Here is a 16,527-nt window from a genome sequence, read left to right as displayed (position 1 = left end):
CTCTAAATGAAACTGGAGACCCATTATGACTGACGACGAGGCCGCTCCCGGCTCGGTTCGCCCTGGTGGACGCACGGCCCGGGTCCGCGAGTCCGTGCTGCAGGTCGCCGGCGATCTGCTGGCCGAGCGCGGCTTCGCCCACCTGGACCTCGCCGAGGTGGCCGCCGCCGCCGAGGTCGGCAAGACCACCGTCTATCGGCGCTGGCGCACGCCGACCGGCCTGGTCACCGATCTCCTGGTCGACATGGCCGAACAGTCCGTGCCGCACGCCGACACCGGATCACTGCTCGGCGACCTCACCGCCAACGCCCGCCTGGTCGCCGAGACGCTGACAGATCCGCGCCAGGGCAAGCTCTTTCAGGCCGTCATCGCCGCGGCCACCTGTGACGAGTCCGCCGCCGCCGCCCTGCGCCGCTTCTACGACGTCCGCCTCACCGAATGGTCACCCTGCGTCGAACGGGCCATCGAACGCGGCGAGGCGCCCGCAGGCACCGATGCGCGCGCCGTGCTGTCGGCGGTGTCCGCCCCGCTGTACTACCGCCTGCTGGCCAGCGGCGATCCGATCGATGACCACGTCGCGACCGCCGCCGCCCGCGCCGCCGTAAACGCCGTCACCGCAGGCACATTCGTCACACCGGTCTCGCCTACGCGGTCCAGTCGGCGCGGCGACCGGTGAGCGCGAGCACGCGGTCGAGCGCGGACGCTTCGGCGGGGACCGGGACCACCGGACCGAAGAGCCCGGGGGTGCCCTCGGCCGGGACGCCGTTGAGCATGTCGAGCAGCGTGGCGAGGTCAGCCGCGGTGGCGGTGAACGGCTGGCCGGTGGCCTTGGCCAGATCCCAGCCGTGGATGACCAGTTCGTCCAGCGCGATCCTGGCCATCACCGGTGCCTGCTCGCTGACGCCGCCCGCTTCGGTCACGCCGTCCCAGGCGGTCGGCTCACGCCAGGCACCGACGAGCGCCTTCAGCTGCTCGGGAATTCGGGTGCGCCAATCACCGGCCAGTGCGCGTTCTACCCCGATGGACGGCGCGACCGAACCGCCGACCGCCTCCTTCGTCGCGGCCTGCCGGAACGCCTCGGTCAGATCAACGACGTGGGCGAGCAGGTCGCGCACGCTGGTGTCCACGCACGGCGAGCCTGCGGCGAGCTGATCATCGGTGATGCGGACGACCACGGCCTCGAGTGCCGCGGCGGCCGGTTCGAAATCGAATTCCTGGTTCATTGAAACTCCTGAGCGGGCTGGACGTCTCCTGTGTGTGCAGACGACGCGGCACAACAGGATTCATCGGTGCGAATTCCAGCAGCCCGATCGATTGCCCGCGGCGCAAGCGGCGTCGACCGAATTCGCCTGCCTGCCACTACCGTCCGACGCCGCCTGCGGCACCGCACCGCGACCAAGTCGTGACAGCGAAAAGCGCTGGAAAAGAGGACAATTGGTAGATGAAGGGTGATCGAGTGGAGATCGTCGTCGACTTCGGCGACGGGTCTCGCAATTATGAAGTGGTAGCCACCCGTGCGGGGCGACGAGTCGACGTGCGCATAGCGCGCGGAGTGGTGGAAGTGACCGAAGTAACCCGAACCGGAACGCCGGTGCGGACCGCACGGTTCATGGCCGCCCGCACGCTGGCCTTGGTCGAATATCCCGCCAGCGGAACCGGGGCGCTCGACGGCGAGTGATCGGACGCCATGGGGTTGCTCGCGGGCCGGACCTGGCGCATGCTCGACAGTGCTGGAACTGTTGTCCGCCTCGATCGCGGCGCGCCACGACGGGTACGACCGCGATCGAGGCCATCGCAGCGAGGAGCACCATGACCGATCGCAGCACGTCCGCCGATATTTACGCGATTCCGGAAGCCGATCTCGCCGAACAGTCGATCCCCGCGTATCCGAACGACGCCGACTACCTGAACGACGGCCCCGAGCTGGACGGCGGCGTCCACCAGGAGATTGCCGAGACCATCGCCCGTGACGCATGGGGTGCCGATCCGGCCGACGTGATCGAACAGTCGATCACCGTCCCGTTCGACGACGAACCTGCCTGACCCGAAAAAGCATGCGGCACACGGACTCAGCTACGGAGAGATCTTGGCACGCACCGTCGCGTGCAACTCGCGCAAGCTGGAGCGCTCGGTAGCCACTTCCAATACCCGTGTGCCATGCGCGTTTCCGGTCAGTTCGACCGCAAGCTGATCGGGATCGACCTGCTTGTGTGGGATCCGGTACGCCGCACACAGCGCGGCCAGGTCCATCCCGTGCGGCGTGCCGAAGACGCGCTCGAAGACACCCGCGTACTGCGGATCGCCCTGCTCGAGCAGCTCGAAGATGCCGCCGCCGTCGTCGTTGGCCACCACGATGGTCAGATCGGCGGGCCGCGGCTCGCCGGGACCGATCAGCAGGCCGGACGCGTCGTGCAGGAACGTCAGGTCGCCGATCAACGCGATCGTGCGACCTTCGTGCCGCAACGACGCCCCGACGGCGGTGGATACCGTGCCATCGATGCCTGCGACACCGCGGTTCGACAGCACCCGGATGCCGGGACGCGGATGCGACACCAAGGCGGCGTCCCGCACGGGATTGGACGCGCCGAGCACCAGCTGATCGCCGTCACGCAGCGCGTTCATCACCACCGCGGCCACATGCAGCCCGGTCGGCTTCGGGTGATGGTCGAGTTCCTCGCGCACCACCTGATTCGCCTTCGCGTCGAGCTCGCGGCAGTACGCCAGCCACTCCGGCCGGGGCGCGCCGGTGGTGACCGCCCTGGTGCCGGTGCCAAGCACATTGCCGGAGACATCGGGCCAACGCGGGCCCGTGGTGAGCGCGTAGACCCGAACCGCCGGGTCAGCAAGGACTTTGGACACCTGACGATGCAGGGTCGGCCGCCCGGTGATGATGGCCTGGCGCGGCTTCAGCAGCGGCAGCGCGAGCGGATGCAGCGCCGGGCCGTGCATCTGGGCGGTGGGTTCCGCGACGGTGGGCAGGTCGGCCAGTTCCGGGCGCAGCCCGGCGCCGTGTCCGGAGATGACCACGGTGTCGGGGGTGAGATCGAGATCGAGCGGCACATCGAGCGTGGCGTACTGGGTCTTGGTCCAGGCCTGGTCGTCCGCGCGCCCGCCCGGCGCCAGCTCACCCGGTGCGAGGTCGGGCACCAGCGGCTCGCGCAGCGGGATGTCGAAGTGCACCGGACCCGCATTGCCGGAGCGGGTGCCGCGGGCCGCCGCGAGCACCCGGCAGACGGCCGAGCGCCACTGGCTGTTCTGATGCCCGTACTCCGCGCAGTCGTCGGTCAGCGCCTCTACCTCGGCCAGACCGAGGCTGATGGTGGCACGGACCTGGCTACCGAACAGTCCGAGCTGCTCCACCGTCTGATTCGCGCCGGAACCGAGCATCTCGTACGGCCGGTTGGCGCTGAGCACGACCAGCGGAATGCGTGCGTAATTGGCCTCCAGCACGGCGGGGCCGAGATTGGCCACCGCGGTACCCGACGTCATCACCACGGGCACCGGGAGGCGGCTGGAGACCGACAAGCCGATGGCCAGGAAGCCTGCGGTCCGCTCGTCGATGCGCATGTGCAGCCGCAGCCGGCCGGCCGCGTCGGCGGCCTGCAGCGCGAAGGCCAGCGGGGCGTTGCGCGATCCAGGGCACAGGACAACATCCCGCACACCCCCACGCGCGAGTTCGTCCACCACGACCTGCGCTTGTGCTGTAGACGGGTTCACGTCTCCAGCCTCTCAGACAGTGGGCGTTCCGTCTCCGTCGCCCTGCTCACACCCGGCGGGCCGGGCCGGACAGCAGAACGCGCCGCACATCGGAAAGCCCGGCCGCGGGCGGCCGGTCGATGTGCGACGCGTTCGACGTGCACGGTGTTAATTCAGTTGGCGTGCTTCTGAATCAGGTCGCCGACGCGCGGCAGCGCCTCGATGACGTTCTTCTTCGCCGACGAACGCATCGACGAGTAGACCTTCTTCAGCGCGGGCCGGGTGGAGGCGTCGGCGCGGGCGTCGGTGACCGAGAGCAGCGCCTCGGCGACCTGGTCGGACTTGGCGACCAGCAGATCGCCGAACGTGCCCGAACCCGTTGCGGCGAATTCCTGCCAGAACGGGTCGAGCTGCGCAACGAGCTTGGGCGCCAACGACGCCAGCGCGTCCGGCACGATCGACGGGCTGATCTTCTTGACCGCCGCGTAGCCACCCTTCACTGCCAGGCCGGACGCACCACCCTTGTCCGAGACCTCGGCATCAAGAACCTCGACGGCATCGGCAAGAAAAGCCGGGCGCTTGGCGTCGTCGAGCAGGGATTCAGACAGTGCTGCAACCACTTTCAGGTCCTCCGGAATAGGTTTCGATGAACGAGCAGGCGCAACTATACGCATCCTCGCGCAACTGGTCGCGGCACTCACCGGCTCAAGGCTGCCACGGCAGCAACTGCACCATCAATCCTTCACAATCGGCGAGCAGATTGCCCTGCTCATCGAGCAATTCGGCGGTGATGAAGGTCTTGCGGCCCTCGGTGCGATCGACACGACCGCGAATGGTCAGCGGCGTCTGCAGCGGAGTGATCTTGCGATAGTTCACATGCAGATACGCGGTGCGACTGATCGGCCGTCCGGCGTAGTGCACGATCATGCCGAGCAGATCGTCGAACAGCAGCGGCAGCACGCCGCCGTGCGCCGCGCCGTTGCCGCCGAGATGAAAGCGGCGGAACTCACCGGTCATCTGGATGCCGTCCGGACCCGCCTCGACCACCTGCCACGGCAGCAGCAGAAGGCTTCCGCGGCCGGGCAATTCGACGGCGCGGCCCGCTGGGCCCTGTAGCTCGGGCGCGCGGTACGGCTCGAGCAGCGCGATGAGTTCCTGGGCTTGGTCGAGCGCGGCACCGAAGACCTCGTCAGGCGCGTCGACGGAAACCGCGAGATCCTGCAGCGTCCGCATCGCCTCGACGAACGGGCCGAAATTCCGCCCGATCTTCGCGCGGGACACCTTCGGGAATCCCCCGTGCTTCTCGTACCGGGACTCATCCACCGCGCTGCGATCGATAACCGGTTTCACTGCATCACTCATATATGCACGGTAACCCGTTGTTTTACACCGTCAAGTCGTGGCACTTTCACACACCGAATCAGCCGACTCAGAGCCAAGGGCAATAATCACTGGCGTGACGTTCAATCCGAAGTTGTGGCGGCCCGTCCCCGGGTTCGAGAATCTGACCGACATCACCTACCACCGGCACATCGAACAGGGCACTGTCCGTGTCGCTTTCGATCGTCCCGAGGTGCGCAATGCGTTTCGCCCGCATACGGTCGACGAACTCTATCGGGCGCTCGACCACGCCCGGATGACCTCGGATGTCGGCGCGGTGCTGCTCACCGGCAACGGCCCGAGCGAGAAGGACGGCGGCTGGGCCTTCTGCTCCGGCGGCGATCAGCGGATCCGCGGCCGCAACGGCTACCAGTACGCCAGCGGCGACACCGCGGACACCGTCGACCAGGCCCGCGCGGGCCGGTTGCACATCCTCGAGGTGCAGCGACTCATCCGGTTCATGCCGAAGGTGGTCATCGCGCTGGTGAACGGCTGGGCCGCGGGCGGCGGGCACAGCCTGCACGTGGTCTGCGACCTCACCCTGGCCAGCCGCGAGCACGCCCGCTTCAAGCAGACCGACGCCGACGTGGGCAGCTTCGACGGCGGTTACGGCAGCGCCTACCTGGCGAAGATGGTCGGCCAGAAGTTCGCCCGCGAGATCTTCTTCCTCGGCCGCCCGTACACCGCCGAGGAGATGCACCAGATGGGCGCGGTGAACAAGGTCGTCGACCATGCCGAACTGGAGGACGTCGCGCTGGACTGGACCGCCGACATCAACGGCAAATCCCCACAGGCGCAACGGATGTTGAAGTACGCGTTCAATCTGCTCGACGACGGACTGGTCGGCCAGCAACTGTTCGCGGGCGAGGCGACGCGGATGGCCTACATGACCGACGAGGCCGTCGAGGGCCGCGACGCCTTCCTGGAGAAGCGCAAGCCCGACTGGACCCCCTACCCCTGGTACTTCTGACATGGACATCCTCAGCAGCCGAATCATTTTGCGGCCTGCCGACTACGCGCGGACGCTCGATTTCTATCGCGACGGGCTCGGGCTGGCCATCGCGCGGGAGTATCCGGGCGGCACGGTCTTCTTCGCTGGACAGTCGCTGGTGGAGGTGGCCGCGCACGGCGGATCGGGTCGGCCGTCCGCGTTCGACGGAGCCATCTGGCTCCAGGTGCGCGACGCCGCGGACGCCGCGGCGGAGCTCGCGCTGAAGGGCGTCGCCATCGACCGGGCACCCGTTCAGGAGCCGTGGGGACTGATCGAAATGTGGGTGCGCGACCCGGACGGGGTGCCGATCGTGCTGGTCGAGATACCGCCGGATCATCCGATCCGCCGCGATTCGCGCAGGTCAGCGGACTGACCTTACATTCGCAGGTGTGATCCGCCGGTGGACCGAGTTGCCAAGGGCTGCCGTGGCGAGGACGATAGCGCTCGGATGGCCCCCGACCGCCGATGTCCGGCCCGGCCTCCGTGCGTAACCCGTCCGACGAGTGAATCGCAGTCTCGATGCCTGGCGTACCTGAGCCCCATTTCCTGGGGGCGGCCACACATGTCTCCTGCCGCCCCAGCAAACCGACCACCCGTTCCGCGTTCGGCGACGCGGCCATGACACGATCGCTACCGTGAGCGAGCGCAGTGGGCGAGCCGTAGGCACAGCGCCTCTGGGAACGATGGGGCCGAGCGCCGGCGAGGTGGGGTCGTGAGTGAGCCCGGCGGGCATCCGAGCGTTGACGGGGTGCGGTCGTTCCGGCGAGCCATCGACACAGTGCGAACGATGGAACCTAGCGCTAGCGAGGTGGCGTCGTGAGCCGCACTCTTCGCACGCTGCCTATGCCGACCGGCTCCGGCGCGGGCGAGGTCCTTCCCCATCTGCGAGAAGCGTTGGAGGGCAGCGGGCCCGCGTGGCTGCCGATCCCGACCAGCGACCGCCGCGAGGCCAGGCGACTCAGTGACGCGCTCGCGCCCGGCGAGACGATCGATGACGATGTCGCGCTCGTGGTGACCACCTCCGGCACCACCGGCGTGCCCAAGGGCGCGATGCTCAGTGCCGCCGCGCTGCGGGCCAGCGGCACCGCAACGCACGACCGGCTCGGCGGTCCGGGCAGCTGGCTGCTGGCCCTGCCGACGCATCACATCGCGGGCATTCAGGTCCTGCTGCGCAGCATCCTGGCGGGCACCCAGCCGACCATCCTCGACGTGTCGGGCGGGTTCCTGCCCGAGGCTCTGGCCGGTGCCGTCTCCGGCATGCGCGGCGACCGGCGCTACACCGCGCTGGTGCCGACCCAGCTGATCAAGGCGCTCGACGCACCCGTCGCCGCGGCGGCGCTCGCCCAATTGGACGGCGTCCTGGTCGGCGGCGCGGCCACCCCGCTTCCGGTGTACGAGCGCGCGAAAGCGGCCGGTATCAACGTCGTTCGCACCTACGGCATGAGCGAGACCTGCGGCGGCTGCGTGTACGACGGCATCCCGCTGGACGGCACACAGGTGCGCATCGAGGACGGCCGGGTGCTGCTCGGCGGCGCGATGATCGCCTCGGGCTACCGCGGCCAACCGGACAGTCCCGCCTTCGCCGAGCCCGGCTGGTTCCGCACCGAGGACGCGGGCACCTTCGACAACGGCAGGCTGAGCATCACCGGCCGGCTCGACGAGGCCATCATGACCGGCGGCCTGCTGGTGATCCCGCAGGTCGTCGAGGCCGTGCTGATGAACCACCCGGCCATCCGCGAATGCGTGGTGCTCGGCCTGCCGGACGAGCGCCTCGGCCAGCGGGTCGCGGTCGTGGTGGTACCCGCCCCCGGCGCGGTGCCGACCCTCGACGAACTACGCGAACACGTGGTGGCCGAACTGGATTCGATCGCCGCCCCGCGCGAGCTCACGCTGGTCGACGAGATCCCCATGCGCGGCCCGGGCAAGCCCGACCGCACCACGCTGCGCGAAAAGCTGCTCGCCGACGCGAGTCACTAGCGCCGACGCGATCATGCGCGTGGCACGACAGCGTGCGGGCCGCGGACGCAAGCGACCATGTCATCGTCGTGCAAGGGCCGTGCAAGAAGTCGGCCGCACTGTTTACCCATGACTTCTTTCGCACCCACTTCAGCACTCGCCGTCGAGGCGGACGGGCTGGTCAAGGTGTTCGGGGAACAGCGCGCCGTCGACGGTGTGAGCTTGGCGGTTCCGCAAGGCTCGGTGTACGGCGTGCTCGGACCGAACGGGGCCGGCAAGACGACGACCATCAAGATGCTCGCCACGCTGCTCCGGCTCGACGGTGGCAGCGCCCGCATCTTCGGCCACGACGTGGTCGCCGAACCGACGGCCGTGCGGTCGCTGGTCGGCGTCACCGGGCAGTACGCCTCGGTCGACGAGGACCTGTCCGCCACCGAAAACCTGATCCTGTTCTCCCGCCTGCTCGGCCTCAGCCGGACCGACGCCCGGCGCAAGGCGGCCGACCTGCTCGAGGAGTTCGACCTCGTCGAGGCGGCGACCAAGCCGCTCAAGAACTTCTCCGGCGGCATGCGGCGCAGGCTCGACCTGGCCGCCAGCCTGATCGCGACCCCGCCGCTGCTGTTCCTGGACGAGCCGACCACCGGCCTCGACCCGCGCACCCGCGCCCAGATGTGGGAGACCATCCGCAGGCTGGTCCGCGAGGGCGCAACGGTGCTGCTCACCACGCAGTACCTGGACGAGGCCGATCAGCTGGCCGACCGCATCGCGGTGATCGACCACGGCAGGGTGATCGCCGACGGCACCGCCGACGAGCTCAAGGCCTCGGTCGGCGGCTCGTCGCTGCACCTGACCCTGGCCGACCGGGCTCAGCTCGGCGAGGCACGCCGCATCGTCAGCGAGTTCCTCGCGGTCGACGCCGTGATCACGCCGGAGGCCGGTCGGCTCACCGCACCGCTGCAAGATGCCGGGATGACCGCCGATCTGCTGATTCGCCTGCGCGAGTGGGAGATCGGCATCGAAGAGATCACCGTCAGCAAGCCGAGCCTCGACGAGGTCTTCCTCACCATCACCGGCCGCCCGGCCGACGACGACACCGAACGGAGCGCGGCATGACTACGATCACCGCACCAGTTACGCCGCGCCGCGCGGCACCTGTCAACATTCCCGAGGTCAGCAACCACATCAGCGTGCGCAAGACCATCGAGAACTCGTTCACCATGGCCTATCGCGGCCTGCTGAAGATCAAGCACAATCCGGAACAGCTGTTCGACGTCACGGTCCAGCCGATCCTGTTCACCGCGTTGTTCGCCTACATCTTCGGCGGGTCGATCGGCGGGTCGGTGCACGACTACCTGCCGACACTCATTCCCGGCATCCTGGTGCAGACGGTGATCCTGACCTCGGTCGTCACCGGCACCCAACTGCGCGAGGATATGGACAAGGGCGTCTTCGACCGGTTCAAATCCCTGCCCATCGCCCGCATTTCGGCCCTGGCCGGTGCGCTGATCGCCGACATGGTGCGCTACACCATCGCGACGGTGCTCACCGTGCTGGTCGGGCTGGCCATCGGCTACCGGCCCGGCGGCGGTTTCGTCGGCGTGGTCGCCGCCGGACTGGTGATCATCGTGTGCTCGTTCGCGGTCAGCTGGATCTGGGCGCTCGTCGGCGTCACCGGCAAGAGTGCCTCTGGCGTGCAGGGCATTTCGATGATGATCATGTTCCCGCTGACGTTCATGTCCGGCGCGCTGGCACCGGTGAGCAAGATGCCGGGCTGGCTGCAGGGCCTGAACCACGCGAACCCGGTCTACTACATGGTCAACGCGGCCCAGGACCTGATGAACGGCAACATCTACGGCACCAACCTCGCCTACTCGCTGATCGGGTCGGTGGTGGTGATCGCCATCTTCGCCCCGCTGGCCGTCAAGGCGTACATGCGCCGGGCGTGACAACCGAAAACCGATGAGGGACAACGCAACGCCGGTCGACCATGGGTCGGCCGGCGTTGCGTCGTGTTCCGACCGGCACCGACATTCGGGCCCGATTGATTTCGCGGACAAGCAGATTCGCCGCTCAGCGCGCGTTCTGCAACTCCCCCATGATCTGCATGATCCGGTCCGACGAATCCCGCCGACGCATCCGCGCCACCTTGGCCCTGGCCTCCGCCAACGGGCCCGGGCCGAGCAGCCGGTCGACCAATTCGGCGTGCGTGGACCAGCGCATCGACGGAAAGTCCTGACGGCCGAAGACCCTCGGCGCCAACGCGAGCAGTTCCAGCCCACGTTCCTGATCCTGGTCGGCGGCGATCAGATACGACCCGATCGCGCAGGCGACCGCGCCGACCTGCGGCAGGTCCTGGAACTGCGTCATCGTCGGCAACATGAGATCGACCAGATCGTCGACGAGCTCGCCGCAGCCATCCACCGCGCCGTACAGCACGCGCGCGTCCAGTACGGCGGCGCCGAGCATGAGCCCGCTCGGTCCCGGATTGGCCTCGTTGCCCGGCCAGCCGGACAGCTCCAAGGCCCGTTGATAGCGGCTGAGCCCACCCTCGATATCGCCCTCGGCGAGCGACACCTCGGCGGAGCTCTGCATCATCGTGGCGAGGAGATGATTCTTGCCACGCACCGTGCCGTCGAGGTCCGACGAGCCTAGCGCGATCTCCAATTCGCGCCGGGCTTCCGGCAGATAACCAGCGCCGAGTAGCGACGCGACCAGCATCGCCCGGGTCTCGACGGTGTCCTCGTAGGCCCCCAGCCGCTGCAGCATGCCGAGCCCGCGGCGGTAGTGCCCCACGGCCTTGTCGTACTCGGCGATCTGGCCGTACACCTGGCCGAGGTGCCTGCACACCATGGCCACGCTCCAGACATTGTCCTGACCGACCATGTCGAGCGCGTGGACCGCATCGACCGTCGAACCCCGCACGTCGCCGAGGTTCTCCTTGATGTTCGCGCGCACAAGCAATGCGGTGGAACGGGTTTCGAGATCCTTCGACCGGATGGCATTCGCGATCAACCGGGCCAGCCCGCGGCCGTCGGAGCGGGTCAACACGATGCTGCCGACGAAGCGGTTGGCCACGCTGATATCGGCTCTGCTGCGCAGCAATCGGCGGATCCGTGTGCGCAGCCGTACCAGATCACGCGCGCTGGCCTGACTGAAGGCCAGGTGCAGGAACATCGTCTGATAGCTCATCAACACCAGGTCGCCGGGTGGCGCGTCCGGTCCGGTATCAGCCGGATAGAGGTCGGCGACCCGGGGCGCCCAGGCGACCACCTCCAGGTGCGAACCGCGCAGCACCCACAGCATGGAGACCACCGGGAACACCGTGTACGCGGTGGCGGCGTCACGTCGTTCGAGCGCATAGCGCAGTGCCGCAAGCAGATTGTCCAGCTCGGTGGCGACCGAGAGGGCGAGCTCGACCTGATCGCCGGTGAGATAGCGGGCCGCGGCGTCGGCGCAATAGTTCTTGGCCCACAACATCAATCGCTCGGCCATCAGGTCGGACTCGGCCGGGCAACCGGCCAGCTGTTCGTCGCCGTACTCGCGCACCGTCTCCAGCATGCGGTAGCGGGTGCCGAGGACCTCGTCGTCCAGCATGGTGAGCAGCGACTGGTTCACCAAGCCGTCTACCGCCGCCGCGACGTCGTCCACCGCCGGCCCGCTGACCACCGCCTCGGCCGCGGACAGCGTGAAACCCGCTGGGAATCGGCATAATCGGCGCAGCGCCACCTGCTGCGGGGCGTCCAGCAGATTCCAGCTCCAGTCGATCACCGCGTGCAGGGTGCGGTGACGTTCGGGCGAACTGCGATCACCGTGGCGCAGCAGCGCGAACCGATCCGCCAGCCGCAGATTGATCTCCTCGACACTCATCACCCGGACCCGCGCGGCGGCGAGTTCGATGGCCAGGGGCAGGCCGTCGAGGGTGTGGCACAGCTGCGCGACGATCTCGGGATCGAGCCGGACGCCGGGTCGCACCGACCTGGCGCGTGCCGCGAACAGCTCGGTGGCGGGCGAACCGGCCGCGTCGATGGTCAACGGCGGCAACGGGTATACCGCCTCGGCGGTGATCATCAGCGGCGCGCGGCTGGTGGTCAGCACGGTCAGCAGATCAGCGACGCCGATCAGGTCGGCGACCACCCTCGCGGTGGCGTCGATCAGATGCTCACAGTTGTCCAGGATGAGCATCATCGGACGCGCGGCGACCGCGTTGCGCAGACGCTGCCTGCTCGCCGCGACAACCTCACGATTCTGCAGGGGCGTGCCGAACGACGTGTCGCTCAGACCGAGCACCGCGCTGATCGCGGCCTCGATCTCGAGCACGACGTCGGTGTCCTCCGCACGGATCGATGCCAGCTCCACCAGCACCACCGAGCGGGTCCGAGCCGTCCGCGCGCCGACCTCGTTGGCGATCCGGGTCTTGCCGGACCCGCCGGGGCCGAGCACCGTGACCACCCGCGACGAGCGCAGCAGTGCGTCGAGCATGGTCAGATCGGCCTCGCGACCGAGCAGTGGATTGGGCGCGGCGCGCAGGCCGATCGCCGCGGGCATAACGAAATCCGCGTCGGGCAGTGGCGAGCCGCCGTTTCCGGAAGGTGTTGCCGCGCCGGGGGTTTGCGGAGCAGTCGGCGCTGCCGCAACGATCGGGCCGAGCGAATCGCCGCGCAGGATCGCGGTATTCAACTCCACCAGCGCCGGTCCTGGGTCCGCGCCGAGCTGCTCGGCCAGCCGAGTTCGGAAGGCGGCGAACGACTCCAGGGCCTCGTTGGGGCGGCCCGCCACGGCGAGCAGCCGCATCAGGGTGAGCTGATCAGGCTCGGCCAGCGGGTTGAGGCGCACCCGGAACCGGGCGATCCGCAGCGCGCCGTCGAGGTCGCCGGTCGACTCGCGCGCCGCCAGCTCGAGCGCGTCCAGTTCGGCGAGCCTGCTCGTCGCGAGGGCATGCAGCGCGTCCGCGACCTCACCCGGCGGCAGATCCGCGCCCGGCTCGCCGCGCCACAGCGCCCGCGCCTGCGCGACCGCGTCGAGGCAGCCCGTGTCGTCACCGGCGGTCCGGCAATCGCCGGCCAGGCGGGCCAGTTCGGCGACGCGGGTCAGATCCACCTGGTCCGCACGCAACGTCAGCCGATAGCCGGCCGGGCCGATCTCCAGCGCGCCGTCGGGCAGCGCGGAACGCAGCCGGGACACCTGGGTGTGCAGCGCGTTCATCGGTGCGCGCGGCGGCTGTTCGCCCCATACGTCGTCGATCAGGGACTGAGCGCTGCGGCTACGGCCGGGGCGCAAGGCCAAAGCGGCGAGCAACAGGCGGGAGCGGGCACCGGGTAGCGCGGTCAGCGCGCCGTCTCGGCGCAGCGCGATCTCGCCCAGCAGGGCGACCACGACTGGTTCACCTGCGGGCGCCCGCAACGCTTGACCGCGGCCATTCGGGCCGCGTTGATCCGACAACATCCCGCGGTAATCGTATGCGAGTAAGGCGGTCCGAGCCGACATGGTTTTTTACCCCATTTCCAGTGGTCGGTCGCCTACGCTGTCCGCATGGCTGAGTTCGAAGTGGTCCGGCAGGCCGTGATCTCGGCCGAGCCGTCGCGTATTCACGGGTTGATCGACAACCTGCACGAGTGGACGAAGTGGTCCCCCTGGGAGGACCTCGACCCGCAGTTGCAGCGCACCTACACCGGCCCGGACGCCGGTATCGGCGCCAAGTACGCCTGGATCGGCAACCGTAAGGCCGGTGCGGGCAGCATGGAGGTCGTCGCCAGCGCCGATCGCGAGATCGGCATCCGGCTGATCTTCGAGAAGCCGTGGCAGGCCACCAATCAGGTGCTGTTCGAGCTGAACCCGACCGAATCCGGCGCCACCGAGGTGGTCTGGCGGATGAGCGGGACGCAGCAGGGCCTGATGAAGGTGCTCTCCAAGATCCTGCCGACCGACAAGATCGTCGGCAAGGACTTCGAGAAGGGGCTCGCGCGGTTGAAGGCGGTCGCCGAGAGCAACGGGGGCTGAGCGCTCCACGCTGGCGCGGGGCGTCGGCTCTGAACGGCTAATGTCCGACCGCGACACTATGCTGCGGGGATGGCTACAGCAGCGCAATGGATCGAGGGCGCGCGTCCACGCACCCTGCCGAACGCAATCGCCCCGGTGCTGGCAGGCACCGGCGCCGCCGCCTCGCTCGACGGTGCCGTGTGGTGGAAAGCCGTTCTCGCGCTGCTGGTTTCGCTGGCCCTGATCATCGGCGTCAACTTCGCCAACGACTACTCCGACGGCATTCGCGGCACCGACGACGTGCGGGTCGGCCCGGTGCGGCTGGTCGGGCAGAAGTTGGCCTCGGCCGCCGCGGTGCGCAATGCGGCGATCCTGAGCCTTGGCATCGCCGCGGTGATCGGCCTGATCCTGGCCGCGACGACGGCGTGGTGGCTGTTGCTCGTCGGCGTGGCCTGCCTGGCCGGCGCCTGGTTCTACACCGGCGGCAGTAAGCCCTACGGCTACAGCGGCTTCGGTGAGATCGCGGTGTTCGTGTTCTTCGGCCTGGTCGGCGTGCTCGGCACCCAGTACGTGCAGGCGGAAAAGATCGACTGGGCGGGCGTGGTGCTCGCGGTCTCGGTCGGCGCATTCTCCAGCGCGGTGCTGGTCGCGAACAACCTGCGCGATATCCCGACCGACTCGCAGTCCGGAAAGGTCACCCTGGCCGTCAAACTCGGCGACCCGCGGACCAGGACGCTGCAGCTCGCGCTGCTCGCCATCCCGTTCATCGGCACACTGCTCCTGGTGGCGCGCACCCCGTTCGCATTGGTAGGCCTGCTGGCCATTCCGCTCGCGGTGCGCGCCAATGCGCCGGTCCGGTCCGGCAAGGGCGGCCTGGAACTCATTCCGGCGCTGCGCGACTCCGGCCTCGCGATGCTCGCCTGGTCGGCGCTCACCGCGTTGGCCATCAGCTTTGTGTGACGGACCTTTGTGTGACGGACCGAGCCGCGCTAGTCGTCGCCGTCCGGCACGAGGATGCCGAGCACCCAGTTGACGATCGAGACGATCAGGCCACCGATCACAGCAGCCCAGAAGCCGTCGACGCGCAGGCCGTAGTCGGTGGTCTCGGTGATCTTCGCGGTCAGCCACAGCATGAGCGCGTTGATCACCAGCAGGAACAGGCCGAGCGTGACGATCACCAGCGGCAGCGACAGCAGCTTGACGATCGGTTTGACCAGCGCGTTCACCACCGTGAACACCGCGGCGACGGCCAGCACGACGAGCACCTTGCCGACATTGCCGTTGTCCGCCGGACTGATGATGTCGATCTTGTCGACCCAGGCGGCGGCCAGCCAGATGGCCACCCCGTTGATGATCAACCGAATCAGAAGCTGCATGCGCCCATGCTAAAGCGAGTGCCTCGCCTGCGCTCGGCCCGGCGCGGCTGACGACGGACTTCGTCCGGCTGCGCATGTTATGCGACCGGGCGGACATGTGTCGTCTCACAACGCAATTCACGGCGGCCGCGCGGCGTGACCGCAGCGGGTTCCGCGAACATCGTCGATGCGCCGCGACGACACATGTCCCCCATCTCAGGCCGCGCGATCGAGCAGCGCGTGCACCTTGGGCCGCAGGTCGTGGATCGGCCCCGAGCCACCGAACAGGCCCACGGTGGTCTGGTTGGGCGCGCGCAGGATGCCGAGCAGCACGTGCCCGGATTCGATGGTCTTGTCCTTGCGGGCCAGCGCCTCCCGCAGGGACAACTCGAGCACCTTCTTCGAGTCGCTCGTGAACGGGATGTGGCCGTAGGTGACCGCGCGACCCCAACCGAACGGACCCCGCCGCCCCTCCGGTATCGGGCGGTCGAGCGCGTCCTCGCCGAAATTGGCCTGCAGCGACTCACGCACGGCGTCGAGGTCGATACCGATCGAGCGCAACGCCTCGGCGTCCTCCTCGCCCAGCGGTTCGCTCCCCAGCGGTTCGCCCTTGCGCTGCGCCGCCAGCGCGGTCATCACGCTCTCGTGCGTGACACCCGCCTCGGCCAAGAGCGCCTTCAGTTCCTCCTCGCCCTGCGACAGCAGACCGAGCAGCACGTGCTCGATCTCGATGTGCGGCGAGCGCAATTCGCGCGCGTCTTCCTGGGCCATCACGATGGCCGTCCGCGCCGACTTGGTGAACCGTTCGAACATCAGCGGTTCCTGCCTCTCTGATTGTGCTTCTGGTGGGCTGCCTGCTTGCTGACCTCGAGCGCCTCCGCGATCGCCTGCCAGGACCAGCCCTGTTCGCGGGCATTGGCTACCTGGATGGCTTCCAGACGTTCGAGCAGCCGCCGCAGTGCGAGCACCGCGCGCAGCCCGACCTTGGGGTCGGGGCTGCCCGCGGCGGCCGCCAGAGTGGTTGCTTCAGTCATGTCGTCAATTTTGATTGACGCACCGGGCGGATGTCAACAAAAATTGACGCGAAGGTTGTTCACGGTCGGCGAACACCCGACACAGCACGAAGGCCACCTTCGATCGGGTGGATGTCCCGAATGAAGGTGGCCTTCGGTT

Annotated in this window: 18 protein-coding genes; 10 read left to right on the top strand and 8 right to left on the bottom strand. The window is 68.4% G+C overall.

The window, feature by feature from the left end; translation table 11 throughout:
- The first annotated feature begins 25 nt into the window (after positions 1-25).
- On the top strand, positions 26-676 hold the full coding sequence (locus ACIBK2_RS29135) for a TetR-like C-terminal domain-containing protein (RefSeq protein ID WP_396971670.1): 651 nt from the start codon (positions 26-28) through the stop codon (positions 674-676).
- Here the strand turns inward: ACIBK2_RS29135 and ACIBK2_RS29130 are convergent.
- The gene (locus ACIBK2_RS29130; RefSeq protein ID WP_396971668.1) at positions 645-1,223 is read right to left on the bottom strand and encodes a TIGR03086 family metal-binding protein; all 579 of its coding nucleotides are present in this window, start codon (positions 1,221-1,223) and stop codon (positions 645-647) included. The genes ACIBK2_RS29135 and ACIBK2_RS29130 overlap by 32 nt on opposite strands.
- 218 nt (positions 1,224-1,441) lie before the next feature.
- Between ACIBK2_RS29130 and ACIBK2_RS29125 the strand changes: the two genes are divergently transcribed.
- Entirely contained in the window at positions 1,442-1,678 is a 237-nt protein-coding gene (locus ACIBK2_RS29125; RefSeq protein WP_396971666.1) for a hypothetical protein, read from the top strand.
- Between the two features lie 131 nt (positions 1,679-1,809).
- Positions 1,810-2,043 carry a hypothetical protein gene (locus ACIBK2_RS29120; RefSeq protein ID WP_396971664.1) on the top strand — a complete coding sequence of 78 codons (234 nt, stop codon included), beginning with the start codon at positions 1,810-1,812 and terminating at the stop codon, positions 2,041-2,043.
- Between the two features lie 30 nt (positions 2,044-2,073).
- Here the strand turns inward: ACIBK2_RS29120 and menD are convergent, their stop codons facing one another.
- The 3 genes from menD to ACIBK2_RS29105 all read right to left on the bottom strand — a co-directional run bounded on the left by menD (position 2,074) and on the right by ACIBK2_RS29105 (position 5,058).
- Positions 2,074-3,717 carry a 2-succinyl-5-enolpyruvyl-6-hydroxy-3-cyclohexene-1-carboxylic-acid synthase gene (menD, locus tag ACIBK2_RS29115; protein WP_396971663.1) on the bottom strand — a complete coding sequence of 548 codons (1,644 nt, stop codon included), beginning with the start codon at positions 3,715-3,717 and terminating at the stop codon, positions 2,074-2,076.
- 152 nt (positions 3,718-3,869) lie between these two features.
- Positions 3,870-4,316: a DUF6918 family protein gene (locus ACIBK2_RS29110; protein WP_379291251.1), complete on the bottom strand. Its 447-nt coding sequence runs from the start codon at positions 4,314-4,316 to the stop codon at positions 3,870-3,872.
- Positions 4,317-4,401: 85 nt separating this feature from the next.
- A complete protein-coding gene (locus ACIBK2_RS29105) occupies positions 4,402-5,058 on the bottom strand; it encodes a PaaI family thioesterase (RefSeq protein ID WP_396971661.1) in 657 nt (218 codons plus the stop codon).
- Positions 5,059-5,152: 94 nt separating this feature from the next.
- Here ACIBK2_RS29105 and ACIBK2_RS29100 point away from each other — a divergent pair, with 94 nt between their 5' ends.
- From ACIBK2_RS29100 to ACIBK2_RS29080, 5 genes are all read left to right on the top strand, one after another.
- Complete coding sequence (locus tag ACIBK2_RS29100) at positions 5,153-6,046, top strand: 1,4-dihydroxy-2-naphthoyl-CoA synthase (RefSeq protein WP_357385521.1); 894 nt, start codon at positions 5,153-5,155, stop codon at positions 6,044-6,046.
- Position 6,047: 1 nt separating this feature from the next.
- Entirely contained in the window at positions 6,048-6,440 is a 393-nt protein-coding gene (locus tag ACIBK2_RS29095) for a VOC family protein (protein WP_396971660.1), read from the top strand.
- A 470-nt stretch (positions 6,441-6,910) separates the two neighbouring features.
- The gene (gene menE, locus ACIBK2_RS29090; RefSeq protein WP_396971978.1) at positions 6,911-8,044 is read left to right on the top strand and encodes an o-succinylbenzoate--CoA ligase; all 1,134 of its coding nucleotides are present in this window, start codon (positions 6,911-6,913) and stop codon (positions 8,042-8,044) included.
- A 108-nt stretch (positions 8,045-8,152) separates the two neighbouring features.
- Positions 8,153-9,136, top strand: coding sequence for an ATP-binding cassette domain-containing protein (locus ACIBK2_RS29085; RefSeq protein WP_396971658.1), 984 nt, complete (start codon positions 8,153-8,155; stop codon positions 9,134-9,136).
- A complete protein-coding gene (locus ACIBK2_RS29080) occupies positions 9,133-9,969 on the top strand; it encodes an ABC transporter permease (RefSeq protein WP_396971656.1) in 837 nt (278 codons plus the stop codon). The genes ACIBK2_RS29085 and ACIBK2_RS29080 overlap by 4 nt, the downstream gene beginning before the upstream one ends.
- 124 nt (positions 9,970-10,093) lie before the next feature.
- Here ACIBK2_RS29080 and ACIBK2_RS29075 read toward each other — a convergent pair whose 3' ends face one another.
- Positions 10,094-13,396 (bottom strand): BTAD domain-containing putative transcriptional regulator, encoded by a 3,303-nt coding sequence (locus tag ACIBK2_RS29075; protein WP_396971654.1) that lies wholly within the window; start codon positions 13,394-13,396, stop codon positions 10,094-10,096.
- 156 nt (positions 13,397-13,552) lie between these two features.
- Here ACIBK2_RS29075 and ACIBK2_RS29070 point away from each other — a divergent pair, with 156 nt between their 5' ends.
- Both ACIBK2_RS29070 and ACIBK2_RS29065 read left to right on the top strand, forming a co-directional pair.
- Positions 13,553-14,020 (top strand): SRPBCC family protein, encoded by a 468-nt coding sequence (locus tag ACIBK2_RS29070; RefSeq protein ID WP_396971653.1) that lies wholly within the window; start codon positions 13,553-13,555, stop codon positions 14,018-14,020.
- Between the two features lie 69 nt (positions 14,021-14,089).
- Entirely contained in the window at positions 14,090-14,959 is an 870-nt protein-coding gene (locus tag ACIBK2_RS29065) for a 1,4-dihydroxy-2-naphthoate polyprenyltransferase (protein ID WP_396971651.1), read from the top strand.
- A 29-nt stretch (positions 14,960-14,988) separates the two neighbouring features.
- Here ACIBK2_RS29065 and ACIBK2_RS29060 read toward each other — a convergent pair whose 3' ends face one another.
- The 3 genes from ACIBK2_RS29060 to ACIBK2_RS29050 form a co-directional block, all read right to left on the bottom strand.
- Positions 14,989-15,375 (bottom strand): phage holin family protein, encoded by a 387-nt coding sequence (locus tag ACIBK2_RS29060; protein ID WP_150399786.1) that lies wholly within the window; start codon positions 15,373-15,375, stop codon positions 14,989-14,991.
- Between the two features lie 195 nt (positions 15,376-15,570).
- The gene (locus tag ACIBK2_RS29055) at positions 15,571-16,167 is read right to left on the bottom strand and encodes a Clp protease N-terminal domain-containing protein (RefSeq protein ID WP_396971649.1); all 597 of its coding nucleotides are present in this window, start codon (positions 16,165-16,167) and stop codon (positions 15,571-15,573) included.
- Positions 16,167-16,388, bottom strand: a complete 222-nt coding sequence (locus ACIBK2_RS29050) for a helix-turn-helix domain-containing protein (protein WP_357385499.1) — start codon at positions 16,386-16,388, stop codon at positions 16,167-16,169. The genes ACIBK2_RS29055 and ACIBK2_RS29050 overlap by 1 nt, the downstream gene beginning before the upstream one ends.
- Positions 16,389-16,527: the final 139 nt, after the last annotated feature.

Source organism: Nocardia sp. NPDC050175 (assembly GCF_044459885.1).
GTDB lineage: Bacteria > Actinomycetota > Actinomycetes > Mycobacteriales > Mycobacteriaceae > Nocardia.
Note: the sequence above shows the minus strand (reverse complement) of the source record. Positions and strands in the feature narration are given on the sequence as shown.

Excerpts from the sequence above, each read along its gene's own strand:
- menE (WP_396971978.1), top strand. The coding sequence starts at position 6,911 with ATGCCGACCGGCTCCGGCGCGGGCGAGGTCCTTCCCCATCTGCGAGAA.
- ACIBK2_RS29085 (WP_396971658.1), top strand. The coding sequence starts at position 8,153 with ATGACTTCTTTCGCACCCACTTCAGCACTCGCCGTCGAGGCGGACGGG.
- ACIBK2_RS29070 (WP_396971653.1), top strand. The coding sequence starts at position 13,553 with ATGGCTGAGTTCGAAGTGGTCCGGCAGGCCGTGATCTCGGCCGAGCCG.
- ACIBK2_RS29105 (WP_396971661.1), bottom strand. The coding sequence starts at position 5,058 with ATGAGTGATGCAGTGAAACCGGTTATCGATCGCAGCGCGGTGGATGAG.
- ACIBK2_RS29055 (WP_396971649.1), bottom strand. The coding sequence starts at position 16,167 with ATGTTCGAACGGTTCACCAAGTCGGCGCGGACGGCCATCGTGATGGCC.
- ACIBK2_RS29065 (WP_396971651.1), top strand. The coding sequence starts at position 14,090 with ATGGCTACAGCAGCGCAATGGATCGAGGGCGCGCGTCCACGCACCCTG.
- ACIBK2_RS29080 (WP_396971656.1), top strand. The coding sequence starts at position 9,133 with ATGACTACGATCACCGCACCAGTTACGCCGCGCCGCGCGGCACCTGTC.
- ACIBK2_RS29130 (WP_396971668.1), bottom strand. The coding sequence starts at position 1,223 with ATGAACCAGGAATTCGATTTCGAACCGGCCGCCGCGGCACTCGAGGCC.
- ACIBK2_RS29095 (WP_396971660.1), top strand. The coding sequence starts at position 6,048 with ATGGACATCCTCAGCAGCCGAATCATTTTGCGGCCTGCCGACTACGCG.
- ACIBK2_RS29135 (WP_396971670.1), top strand. The coding sequence starts at position 26 with ATGACTGACGACGAGGCCGCTCCCGGCTCGGTTCGCCCTGGTGGACGC.
- ACIBK2_RS29050 (WP_357385499.1), bottom strand. The coding sequence starts at position 16,388 with ATGACTGAAGCAACCACTCTGGCGGCCGCCGCGGGCAGCCCCGACCCC.
- ACIBK2_RS29120 (WP_396971664.1), top strand. The coding sequence starts at position 1,810 with ATGACCGATCGCAGCACGTCCGCCGATATTTACGCGATTCCGGAAGCC.
- ACIBK2_RS29125 (WP_396971666.1), top strand. The coding sequence starts at position 1,442 with ATGAAGGGTGATCGAGTGGAGATCGTCGTCGACTTCGGCGACGGGTCT.
- ACIBK2_RS29060 (WP_150399786.1), bottom strand. The coding sequence starts at position 15,375 with ATGCAGCTTCTGATTCGGTTGATCATCAACGGGGTGGCCATCTGGCTG.